The 11,828-nt window shown below is 71.4% G+C and carries 7 protein-coding genes; 2 read left to right on the top strand and 5 right to left on the bottom strand.

The features are described from left to right. Window positions 1–23 precede the first annotated feature (23 nt). Genes ACFVSN_RS06595 through ACFVSN_RS06585 form a run of 3 tightly spaced genes read right to left on the bottom strand, consistent with a single transcriptional unit; the run spans window position 24 to window position 3,273 of the window. Window positions 24–881 (bottom strand): carbohydrate ABC transporter permease, encoded by an 858-nt coding sequence (locus tag ACFVSN_RS06595; protein WP_387953806.1) that lies wholly within the window; start codon window positions 879–881, stop codon window positions 24–26. Window positions 882–887: 6 nt separating this feature from the next. Further along, window positions 888–1,871: a carbohydrate ABC transporter permease gene (locus ACFVSN_RS06590; RefSeq protein ID WP_387591529.1), complete on the bottom strand. Its 984-nt coding sequence runs from the start codon at window positions 1,869–1,871 to the stop codon at window positions 888–890. Between the two features lie 52 nt (window positions 1,872–1,923). Beyond that, window positions 1,924–3,273 carry an ABC transporter substrate-binding protein gene (locus ACFVSN_RS06585; protein WP_387591531.1) on the bottom strand — a complete coding sequence of 450 codons (1,350 nt, stop codon included), beginning with the start codon at window positions 3,271–3,273 and terminating at the stop codon, window positions 1,924–1,926. A 279-nt stretch (window positions 3,274–3,552) separates the two neighbouring features. Between ACFVSN_RS06585 and ACFVSN_RS06580 the strand changes: the two genes are divergently transcribed. Beyond that, window positions 3,553–4,587, top strand: a complete 1,035-nt coding sequence (locus ACFVSN_RS06580; RefSeq protein WP_387591534.1) for a LacI family DNA-binding transcriptional regulator — start codon at window positions 3,553–3,555, stop codon at window positions 4,585–4,587. Here ACFVSN_RS06580 and ACFVSN_RS06575 read toward each other — a convergent pair whose 3' ends face one another. Together ACFVSN_RS06575 and ACFVSN_RS06570 are read right to left on the bottom strand one after the other, a co-directional pair. After that, window positions 4,588–6,087 (bottom strand): cellulase family glycosylhydrolase, encoded by a 1,500-nt coding sequence (locus ACFVSN_RS06575; RefSeq protein WP_387591537.1) that lies wholly within the window; start codon window positions 6,085–6,087, stop codon window positions 4,588–4,590. 57 nt (window positions 6,088–6,144) lie between these two features. Next, complete coding sequence (locus ACFVSN_RS06570; RefSeq protein ID WP_387591540.1) at window positions 6,145–8,166, bottom strand: glycoside hydrolase family 6 protein; 2,022 nt, start codon at window positions 8,164–8,166, stop codon at window positions 6,145–6,147. Between the two features lie 379 nt (window positions 8,167–8,545). Between ACFVSN_RS06570 and ACFVSN_RS06565 the strand changes: the two genes are divergently transcribed. Beyond that, on the top strand, window positions 8,546–11,533 hold the full coding sequence (locus ACFVSN_RS06565; protein ID WP_387591543.1) for a glycoside hydrolase family 48 protein: 2,988 nt from the start codon (window positions 8,546–8,548) through the stop codon (window positions 11,531–11,533). The last annotated feature ends 295 nt before the right edge of the window (window positions 11,534–11,828 follow it).

Genomic DNA, 11,828 nt, shown 5'->3' with positions numbered 1-11,828 from the left:
CTCCGTTTCGGTGGGAGTGGGCGTCAGTTCTTGACCGCGCCCGTGGTGATGCCGCCGACGACCTGCCTGCCCAGGACGGCGAACACCAGCAGGAGCGGTGCGGTCCCGAGCAGCGAGCCGGTGAGGATGACGGCCTGGTCGGAGTCGTACGATCCGCCGCCGAGGCCGGCCAGCGCGACCTGGACGGTGGGATTGCTCTGGCTCAGCGCGATCAGCGGCCAGAAGAAGTCGTTCCAGGACTGGACGAAGACCAGCATGCCGAGCACGGCCATCCCGGGCCGGGCGATGGGCAGCACCACGCTCCACAGGATCCGCAGGCTGCTCGCGCCGTCCACCCGGGCCGCCTCGACCAGTTCGACCGGCAAGGCCTCCGACAGGAACTGCCGCATGAAGAACACGCCGAACGCGGCCACCAGATTCGGCAGGATCACCGACTGCAGGCGGTCGGTCCAGTGCAGCCGCGCCATGATCTGGTACAGCGGGATGACGCTCAGCTGGGCGGGCACGGTCATCGTCGCCACCACCAGGCTCAGCAGGGCGTTGCGGCCCCGGAACGGCAGCCTGGCGAAGGCGAAGCCGGCCAGCGTCGCGAACAGCACCGTGCTCGCGGTCACGCAGCCCGCGACCACGACCGAGTTGAGCAGCGCCCGGCCCATGTGGACCTGGTTCCACGCGATGTCGAGGTTGTGCCACAGGCTCCCGCCTGGCAGCAGCGGCGGCGGGGTCTGCGCGATCCGGGCGCCGGAGGTCGAGGCGCCGACCAGGGTCCAGTACAGCGGGAAGAGGGAGAGGACGGCGACGACGATCAGCACCGCGTACGTGAGCGGTCCGGCTCCGGTCAGGCCGCGTGCTCCCGCACGCCGCCGCTGGTTGACGGCCATCGGCGCTCAACCCCCGTTCCGGGCGCGGCGGATGCGGACCAGGGCGAGGTTGAGCGCGCCGATGGCCAGCAGGATCAGCAGCATCGTCCAGGCCACGGCGGCGGCCCGGCCGAGGTGGAAGGCGTACCAGCCCTGGTCGTACAGGTACAGCCCGAGGGTCTGGTACTGGTGGGCCGAACCGCCGCTGTGGCCGGTCGCTCCGCCGCCGAACAGCAGCGGCTCGCCGAAGAGCTGGGTGGCCCCGATACCGGAGACCACGACGGTGAACAGGATGGTGGGCCGGATGGACGGCACCGTGACGTGCCGGAACTGCTGCCACCGGCCGGCGCCGTCGAGCGCGGCCGCCTCGTACAGGTCGTGCGGGACGGCCTGCATGGCGGCGAGGTAGATCAGGGCGTTGTAGCCGGTCCAGCGCCAGGTGACGATCGTGGAGACGGCGATCTGGGAGCTCCAGGTGCCGCCCTCCCAGTCGACGCGCCCCAGGCCCAGGTGGCCCAGCAGCCAGTTGATCATCCCGTAGTCCCGCCCGAACAGCAGCGTGAACACCAGGGTGGCCGCCGCGATCGAGGTCGCGTAGGGCGCGAGCATCGCGATCCGGAAGAAGCCCCGGCCGCGCAGGCGGTAGTTGAGGAGGTGCGCCAGGCCGAGGGCCATCAGCAGCTGCGGAACGGTGGACAGCACGCCGATGGTGACGGTGTTGCGCAGGGCGTTCCGGAACAGGTCGTCGTGGAGCAGCCGGGTGTAGTTGCCGAAGCCGCGCCACTGCATCCGGTCGGGCGTCTGGAGGTCGACGCCGTGCAGCGACACCCAGCCCGTGTAGACCAGCGGGAACAGGCCGAACGCCACGAAGCAGACGAAGAACGGCGCGACGTACAGGTAGGGCGAGGCCTTCAGGTCCCACCGGTAGAGCCGGGCGCGCCAGGGGCTGGGCCGTGGGGGAGCGGGGCGTGGCGTGCCCCGGGAGGTGGCCGGGGCGGCCTCGTCGAGCATGGTGGTGACCTCTCTGGGGGAGCGGACCGGGCGAAGGGCGGGAAGCCGGCCGTCAGTCGCCGACCTTGTCGTCGATCTCCTTGACCGCGTTGCTCCACGCCTTGGCGGGGTCGCTCTGGTGCTGCTCGATGCTGAGCAGGGCGCCGTTGGTGAGGGTGTCCTTGACCAGGCCGTCCCACTCGCCGATCACGGTCGGCCGGATGGACTGCGCGGTGGCGGCGTAGATCTGCCCGGTGGGCGTGTCGCCGAAGAAGTCGAGCCTGGCGTTCTGCACCTCCGGCCGGCTCAGCGCCCCGGAGGTGGAGGGCAGGTTGCCGACCGTCGTGAAGACCCTGGCCTGCTGCGCGGGTGCGGTGAGCCAGGCGGCGAGCGCCTCGGCCTCCTTCCGGTGCTTCCCGGCCTTCGGCACGGTGAGGAAGGAGCCGCCCCAGTTGCCGGGGGCCGGGGCGCCGGCGATGTCCCACTTGCCCTTGTTGGCGCTCCCGGACTTGTCGGCGACGATGGCCGTCATCCAGGACGGGCAGGCGACCGTGGCGAACCCGGAGTTGGCGAACGCCTGGTACCACGGTGTGTCGAACTGCTTGAGCCCGGCGCTGATCCCGGCCTGGACCGCACCGGTGGCCAGGGCCCAGGCGCTCTTGACGCTGGGACTGTTCTTGTAGTCCAGGCGGCCGCCTCCGTCGTCGTACTGCGTGGTGCTGGAGGACACCACGGCGTTGAACAGGCCGCCGGCGGAGTCGGTGAAGAAGGTGCCGGCGGGCGCCTTGGCCTGGTACTGCTTGCCGGTCTCGACGAACTTGGCCCAGTCGCCCTGCCAGAGCCTGGCCACCTCTTCGCGGTCGGTGGGCAGCCCGGCCTGCTGGAACAGGTCCTTGCGGTAGCAGATCGCCATCGGACCGATGTCGGTGCCCAGGCCGATCGTGCGGCCGTCCGCCGTGGTGGCCTGCTGCGACTTCCAGGGCAGGAAGGCGTTCTTGTCGACCCCGTCCGCCTTGCCGAGGTCGACGAACCGGTCCGCCTGCTTCTTCACCACCTGGGCGATCCGGCCGACCTCGATCGCCTGGATGTCGTCCAGGCCGCTGCCGGAGGCGAGGTGGGTCTGCAGGGCGGGGTAGTAGTCGGTCTCCTGCTCGACGGTGTGCTCCACGATGGTGATGCCGGGATGCTCCCGCATGTAGGCGTCGAACAGGCCGGCCTGCTTGTAGCCGAACGTGCCGTAGTCGCCGACGGTCAGGGTGATCTCGGCGCCGGAGGCCCCGGTGCCGGTCGAGCCGGAACCCGCGCTGTCGCAGCCGGCGACCAGTACGGCGCTCAGGGCCACGGCCACGGCGATCGGCAGCGGCTTGCGTACGGGGACGATGGCGGCTGCTCTGCCGCCGCGAGTGGTGCCGGGGTTCCGCATGGCCGAATCTCCTTGTCCAGGCTGGTCCATGGCTGCGCCGCGCACGTGTGGCGGCCGGAGGTGCTCGGAGCTGAGTGCGAACGCTGGGTGGGAACGGTGGTGCGAGCGGTGGTGTGCGCGATGGTCCGCACAGGGTGGGAGCGCTCCCACCGCGATGTGGGAAGATTGCTTCGCCGCGCGAGGCGTGTCAAGGGCGTGCATCGGCTCCGTTACCGGACCGTGTCGTCCGACCGTCCTCGCCGCGGTCGCCGTCGTCCGTCGTCCGCCGGGAGAGCGATCATGAGCCGAGCCGCGCAGCAGCAACCCGCTGCCCGCCCCACCCTGGAGGCGGTGGCAGCGCGGGCCGGCGTGGGCCGGGGCACGGTGTCCCGGGTCGTCAACGGCTCGCCCAAGGTGAGCGCCAAGGCCCGCGCGGCGGTCGAGCAGGCCATCGCGGAACTCGGCTACGTCCCCAACCAGGCGGCGCGCTCGCTGGTCACCTCCCGGACCGACGCGGTCGCGCTGGTCATCCCCGAGAGCGTCGCGAAGCTGAGCTCCGAGCCCTACTTCTCCGACATCATCACCGGAGTCTCCGCCGAACTCGGGGAGTCCGACCTGCAGTTGCTCCTGGTGCTGGTCCGCGACGAGCACGAGCGGGAACGGCTGACCCGCTACCTCACCGCCCGCCGGGTGGACGGCGTCCTGCTGGTCTCGGTGCACGAGGACGATCCGCTCCCCGAGCTGCTGGAGCGGCTGGAGCTGCCCGCCGTGCTCAACGGCCGCCGTTCGGCCGAGGAGTCGCTGAGCTACGTGCACGCCGACAACGCGGGTGGCGCCCGAGCGGCCGTCCGGCACCTGCTCTCCCGAGGCAGGACGGCGATCGGGACCGTCACGGGGCCGCTCGACATGGAGGGCGCGGCGGCGCGCCTGGCCGGCTACCGGCAGGCGCTCGCCGAGGCCGGCGTGCCGGCCGACGAGGGGCTCGTCGCCCACGGGGACTTCACCGAGCGCGGCGGACGCGAGGGCATGCGGGAGCTGCTCGCCCGTCGGCCCGGCCTGGACGCGGTGTTCTGCGCTTCGGACCTGATGGCGGCGGGTGCCCTGCAGGTGCTGCGCGAGGCGGGCCGGCGGGTGCCGCAGGACGTCGCCGTGGTCGGTTTCGACGACTCCGTGGTGGCCCGGCACACCGAGCCGCCGCTCACCAGCGTTCGCCAACCGACCGAGGAAATGGGCCGGTTGATGGTTCGGCTGTTGCTCAAGGAGATCGCCGAGCCGGGCCGGTTCCGCCGGCAGACGGTCCTGCCGACGGAACTGGTGGTGCGGGAGTCGGCCTGACTACGGGCCGGCCAGGTGGGTGCGGTAGCCGGCGCCGAAGGCCGTCGGAGTGCCGTCGTAGGCGCTGATCAGCGCCGGTCCGCTGCTGCAGTCCCAGGTGTTCCAGGCCCACGCGAGGTAGGAGACGCCGTGCTGGTCCAGCCACGGCAGCAGGGTGTCCAGGTAGCCGTGCGCGCAGTCGCTCTCGCCCAGTTCTCCGGTCACGACGGGTACGCGGGCCGCCAGCGGGCCGATCTGCGTGTCCCAGCAGGAGCTGCTGCCGCAGGCGTTGAAGTTGTACGAGTGCCAGGACGCGGCCAGGTTGTGCAGGGGATCGGTCGGCTGGTGGGCGGCCCACTGGGTGAGGTCGTTGGCGTACTCCTGGCCGCCCAGCATCAGGACGTTGTCCGCGCCGGTCGAGCGCACCGAGTCGACCATCGCCTGCATGCCGGCGACCTGGAAGCCGATCCCGGGGCAGCTGCCGCCGTCCCGCCAGCAGGCCCAGCCACTGGCCTCGCTCCCGGTGGCGCGGGACGGGTAGGGCTCGTTGAACAGGTCGAAGACGGTCGCGTCGTCGCCCTTGAAGGTCTGCGCCACCGAGGTCCAGAACGGGAGCGCACCGGCGGCGTCCGGCATCGGCTTCTGGCAGGTGGCGTTGGCGTCGGGGCAGCCGGCGGACGGTCCGGTGTACGCTCCGTCGGTCCAGTGCAGGTCCAGGATCGCCACCAGGCCGTTCCGGTGCAGGAGGTCGACGTAGCTCCGCACCGCGCCGATGTAGGCCGGGCCGGCGTAGGCGGGGTCGACGTTGGGACGGCCCAGCCAGCAGTCCTCGTTGAGCGGCACGCGGACGGCGTTGACGCGCCACGACTTCATCGCGGTGACGGACGCCTGGTCGGCCGGGCCGTCGAAGATGCCGTGGCCCTGGACGCACATGAACTCGGCCCCGGAGCGGTTGACCCCGTGCAGGGCGATCGGGGTGCCGTCGGCCTTCGCCAGCGTGCTGCCCGAGACGTGCACGGCCGGTGCCGGCCCGCTCGGCGGTGGCGTGGTGGTCGGTGTGGGAGTCGGTGTGGGAGTGGGGCCCGGTGACGGGCTCGACTGCGGCCCGCAGGGGGTGCCGTTGAGGGTGAAGGTGGTGGGGGCGGTGTTGGGGCCGTTGTAGGAGAAGTTGGCGCTGGTGGTGTAGGTGGCGCCGGGGTTGATGGTGGTGGCGTAGGCGGGGTTGGTGGCGGTGACGGTCTGTCCGGTCTGGGTCCAGGTGCCGTTCCAGCCGTTCTGGAGGGTCTGGTTGCCGGTGTAGGCGTAGGCGAGGGTCCAGCCGTTGACGGGGGTGGTGCCGGTGTCGGTGATGGTGAGGTTGGCGGTGAACCCGCTGCCCCAGTCGTTGACGGCGTAACTCACACCGCAGGAAAGGACGGCGGTGGGGGCGGCCGTCGCGGCGAGGGGGAGTACGGCCAGGGCGGCGCACGCGGCGGTGGCGGCCGCGAGGGCGGCGGTGCGGGGCGGGACGGTCCGGGGCATGCCGAGCTCCTCGGGGGTGGGGGCCGGGGCCGCCGGTGCGGCCCCGGCCGGCGGAGGTCAGCTCGCGGTGCAGGTCAGGGACGGGGCGGCGTTGCCGCCCGAGTAGGTCGCCTGGAAGCCGAAGCTGGTGGTGGCGTTCGGTGCCAGTGCGCCGTTGTAGGCCTGGCTGGTGGCCGTCACCGCCGTGCCGCTCTGGGCGGTGGTGGCGTTCCAACTGTTGGTGACCTGCTGAGTGCCGCCCCAGCTCCATGTGACGGTCCAGGACTTGGTCGCCGTGGCGCCCGTGTTGGCAACGCTCACATTCGCAGTGAAGCCGCTGCCCCAGTCGTTGCCGACCGAGTAGGTCGCGGAGCAGCCGCTGCTGCCGCCGCCACCGCCCGACGTCGCCGTGGTGGCGGTCACCGCGGCGGAGGCGGGGGAGACGTTCCCGGCGGCGTCCTGCGCGGTGACGGTGTACTGGTAGGCGGTGGCGGCGGAGAGTCCGGTGTCGGTGTAGCTGGTGGTCGTCACGGTGGCGACCTTGGTGCCGTTGCGGTACACCGCGTAGCCCGTCACGCCGGCCGGGTCGGTGGAGGCCGTCCAGCTGAGCGACACGCTGCTGCTGGTGGTGCCGGTGACGGTCAGCCCGCTCGGCGCGGTCGGGCCGGTGTTGCCGCCGGTGCTGCCGAACGCCGGGTAGGCGTTCTGCACGAGCTGCCGGAACTGGACGGGGAACCACTGCCCGGCCGGGATGTTGGAACCGGGGATGGCGTCGGTGGGGTAGGTGTTGCCGTTCCCGTCGCTCTGGGTGCCGTTCGGGTCGCAGTGCGGGTCGCCGTGGGGGTGGGCGGCGTCCGGGTAGTCGCCGTCCGACTCGCCCGGCGGCTTGACCCAGAGGAACGCGATGATCGGGTTGCCCGCGCCGTACGGCACGGACTGCGGACGGGCGCCGATGCCCGCGCCGTTGATGTTGCACCAGTCGCCGCGGAAGGGCTTCTGGTCGACCTTGTTGGCCGCGACGTACGCGTCCACCGTGGTGGGGCTGGAGTTGAGCGCCGTGGGCCGGGCGGAGCCGCCCCAGCCGTTGCGCGAGGTGTCGACCAGCATGCCGATGCTGCTCGGGAACCCGTTGGACACCAGGGTGGAGTACATCGCGGTGTCGTAGTGGTACTCGTCGAACGCGGGGTTGTACTGGTAGAAGTTGGCCGACTTGAGCGGCTGCCCGCCGACGGTGAGGTCGGGGTTGGTCAGGAACGGCTCGGCCAGCGGCGTGGTGTTGGCGGTGTCGCTGATGAAGCCGTCGACGCTCGCGAACCCGGCGGTGGTGGCCTGGGCGACCTTCGCGTACTCCTTGCCCGCCGGCACCATGTTGTTGGACCAGCCGAGCCAGCCCGCGTGGCCGATGTCCAGGTAGTTGTACACGTTGGGGATCGCGTGCAGCTTGTTGAGCGTGTACTCGACGCCCGATTCGTAGAACGGGGTGGCCGTGGCGCAGGCCGGCTTGGACTGGTTGGTCACGGCGTTGGGCAGAGAGTCCGGCTCGATGACGGCCGCGATCCGGAGGCCGGCGTACTTCGGGTTGGCCAGGACGGCCGCGATCGGGTCGACGTACTGCGTCTCGTACGTGGTCAACCCGGCTGCGGTGGCGGGGAGTTCGCCGTTGGAGGCGATGGCGGCGCAGTCCCGTCCCGGCAGGTCGTAGACGACGACCTGGAAGACGACCGGCGTGGTGCCGCCCTGCTGCTGGGCCAGTGCGTGGTCCAGGTGGGCCTGGAGGCCGAGGTGGGTGGCGTCGCCGGTGATCGCGCCGATGTGGTCCATCCAGACGGCGGTGGGGTTGGCGGCGACCTGGGATTCCAGAGCGCCCAGGGAGCCGCCGTCGGAGGCGGCCTGGGCCTTGACCTCGGCCGCGTAGTCGGGGTTGAGGTAACCGGTGGCACCGGCGAACGGGTTGGCGACGTGGTCGGCGGCGGCTCGTGCGGGGGTTGCGGGGGCGGCGTGTGCCGAGGCGGCGGCTCCGACGCTCGGCAACAGGCCGGTGGCGCCGAGCAGCGTGGCGGCCGCTGCCGTGCGCAGGCGACGCAGGACGGGGTGGGGCACGTCCGGGTCCTTTCGGAGGATGGGGATTCCTGACGGGCTGACGGGATCGCCGGAATTCGGGTGGGAATGCGCCCACTTGGGGCCGCGGCGATCCCCTCAACATCAAGCCAGGGACCGAGAAACGGCGTCAATAGGCGCGGGAGCGCTCCCATAAGCCGCTGTAACTTACATGCCGTCGGGCCGGGCGGCCCGCTGCCCCCGGCCCGCGTTCCGCGCTGGTCGCCGCCCTGCTCCCGCCCCGCCGGGCCCGCCGGTCCGTGCCGCCGAGCCCGGCGGGCGCTTCCCAAGCCGAGCACACCACCCCACGATGACGCCACACCTCCGTCCGCCGCGCAGCCCCCACCCGCGCGGCGGTACCCCACCCATCTGGAGGACGTACATGCGACGCAAAGCCCTGCGCTTCAGGGGCAACCGGCTCACCATCACCGCGACGGCCACCGCACTCGCCCTGATCGCCGCGGCGGGCGGCTCCCTCACCGTACCCACCGCAGCGGCGGCCACCGGCCTTTCCTGCAACGTGAGTTACGCCGTCGGCAACGACTGGGGCAGCGGCTTCACCGCCAACGTCACCATCACCGACACCGGCACCACCGCCATCAACGGCTGGACCCTCGGCTACTCCTACTCCGGCAACCAGACCCTCCAGAACGGCTGGAACGGCAACTGGACCCAGACCGGACAGACCGTCACCGCCACCAACCCCGCCTACGCCACCACCATCAACCCCGGCGGCGCCTACACCACCAGCGCCAACTTCTCCTACAGCGGCACCAACACCGCCCCCACCACCTTCACCGTCAACGGCACCCCCTGCCGCGGTGCCAACCAGCCACCGACCGTCTCGCTCACCTCTCCCACCGCCGGGCAGACCTTCACCCCGGGCTCCACCGTGACGGTGTCCGCCACTGCGGCCGACGCCGACGGCACCGTGGCGAAGGTCGACTTCTACGCCTCGACCTCGGCCGGCTCCAACACCCTGATCGGCACGGCCACCACCGCGCCGTACAGCATCGACTGGGCGAACGTGGCGGCGGGCGACTACTCCGTCACCGCCGTGGCCACCGACGACGCCGGCGCCACCACGACCTCCACGCCGGTCGCGATCAAGGTGGCCGGGCCGAGCGTCCTGGTCAGCCCGGCCTCGCTCGCCGTCCAGCAGGGGAGCACCGGCACCTTCACGGTCGCGCTCTCCCAGGCGCCGACCGCCACCACCACGGTGACGGTGGCCCGTTCGGGCAGCGACACGGACCTCGGTGTCACGTCCGGTGCCGCTCTGACCTTCACCCCCGGCAACTGGAACGTCCCGCAGACCGTCACCGTCGCGGCCGGCACCGACGCCGGCCAGGTCGGCGGCACCGCCACCTTCACCGCCTCCGCGACCGGCTTCGGCTCCGGTGCCGTCACGGTGACCGAGGCGGCGAAGACCTCGGGCTACGACCAGTACTTCCTGGACCTCTACAGCAAGATCAAGAATCCGGCGAACGGGTACTTCAGCCCGCAGGGCATCCCGTACCACGCGGTGGAGACCCTGATCGTGGAGGCACCCGACTACGGTCACGAGACCACCTCCGAGACCTACAGCTACTGGCTGTGGCTGGAGGCCGACTACGGCCGGGTCACCGGTGACTGGACGGGCTTCAACAACGCCTGGACGAGTCTGGAGACCCATCTGATCCCCAGCCACGCCCAGCAGCCCGGCCAGAGCACCTACAACCCGGCCAAGCCCGGCGAGTACGGTCCCGAGAAGGCGCAGCCGGACCAGTACCCGGCCAAACTGAACGGCAGCGTGCCGGTCGGCACCGACCCGCTCTCCGCCGAGCTGAGCAGCGCCTACGGCAGCGCGGACGTGTACGCCCCGGCCTGGCTGCTGGACGCCGACAACAAGTACGGCTTCGGCCAGTGCGAGGACGGCACCAGCAAGCCCAGCCTGATCAACACCTTCCAGCGCGGCCCGGAGGAGTCGGTCTGGGAGACCGTGCCGCAGCCCGACTGCGACCTCTTCAAGTACGGCAACAGCAGCTCCGGCTTCCTCAGCCTGTTCAACGACGGCGGCGGCAACTACAGCAAGCAGTACAAGTACACCGACGCGCCCGACGCCGACGCCCGGCTGGTCCAGGCCGCCTACTGGGCGGAGCAGTTCGCCAAGACGCAGGGCAAGAGCGCGGCCATCACCGCGACCCTCGCCAAGGCCGCCAAGCTCGGCGACTACCTGCGCTACTCGCTCTACGACAAGTACTTCAAGCAGGCGGGCAACTGCCTCGGCTCCACCACCTGCCCGGGCGGCACCTCCAAGGCGAACGAGCAGCTCGGCCTGCTCACCTGGTACTTCGCCTGGGGCGGGGCGGCCGACGGCAGCTGGTCGTGGCGGATCTCCGGCTCCGCGGCCCACCAGGGCTACCAGAACCCGATGGCCGCCTGGGTGCTCGCCAACGACCCCGGCCTGAAGCCGCTCTCGCCGAGCGGCGCCACCGACTGGGCCGGCAGCCTGGACAAGCAGCTCCAGTTCTTCCAGTGGCTGCAGTCCACCGAGGGCGGCATCGCCGGCGGCGCCACCAACAGCTGGGGCGGGAACTACGGCGACGACGCGGCACCGCCGGCCGGCGACCCGACCTTCTACGGCCTGTACTACGACTGGCAGCCCGAGTACCACGACCCGGCCTCCAACCAGTGGTTCGGGTTCCAGACCTGGTCGATGGAGCGGTTCGCCGAGTACTACTACACCACCGGCGACACCCGGGCGAAGGCCATCCTCGACAAGTGGGTCCCGTGGGCGATGTCCGTCTCCCGGGCCGACCCGGCCACCGGCACCCTGACCACCCCCGACAAGCTCTCCTGGACCGGCGCGCCGGACACCTGGAGCGCCACCGGCCCCGGCGGCAACGCGGGCCTGCACGTCGCCGCGAGCGGCACCGCCACCGATGTCGGCGTGGCCGGTTCGCTCGCCAAGACCCTCTCGTACTACGCGGCCAAGTCCGGCAGCAGCAGCGCCCGGACGTTCGCCCAGAACGTCCTGGACACCCTCCACGCCAAGTACACCGACGGCCTGGGCTACTCGGCCGCCGAGACCCGCACCGACTACAGCCGCTTCACCCAGGCGTACTCGCCGACCACCCACCAGGGCCTGTACGTCCCGCCCGGCTGGACCGGCAGCTACCCGGACGGCACCCGGATCAGCTCGGCGAGCAACACCTTCCTGTCCATCCGCCCCTGGTACACCCGCGACCCGCAGTGGTCCAAGGTGCAGACCTACCTCGACGGCGGTGCCGCGCCGGTCTTCACCTACCACCGGTTCTGGGCCGAGGCGGACATCGCCACCGCCTTCGACACCTTCGCCCAGCTGTTCCCGACGGTGAACCCGGGCAGTTGAGCAGACCCCGGCTCCGGCCCCGGCTCCGCGGGCGTGCGCGGAGCCGGAGCCGGGGCACGACCGTGCCGACCGCCTGGCCGCCGGTTTTCCGAAACATCGTCGAAACTTTCAACCACGTATTGACGGGTCCCGCACACACCGAGTTATCTGGCCACGGGAGCGCATCCCCACCGGGCGCCGTTCTGCCGGACGGCCGCCGCAGCGCTCCTGTTCCCGAACCGACGGTGCCACCGCCGTCATCGCTCGTGCGCCACGACCCGCCGGTATCGCGGGTGTGCGCCTCCCCCTGGAGCGA

It is taken from the genome of Kitasatospora sp. NPDC057904 (genome assembly GCF_042887925.1).
Taxonomy (GTDB): Bacteria; Actinomycetota; Actinomycetes; order Streptomycetales; family Streptomycetaceae; genus Kitasatospora.
Note: the sequence above shows the minus strand (reverse complement) of the source record. Positions and strands in the feature narration are given on the sequence as shown.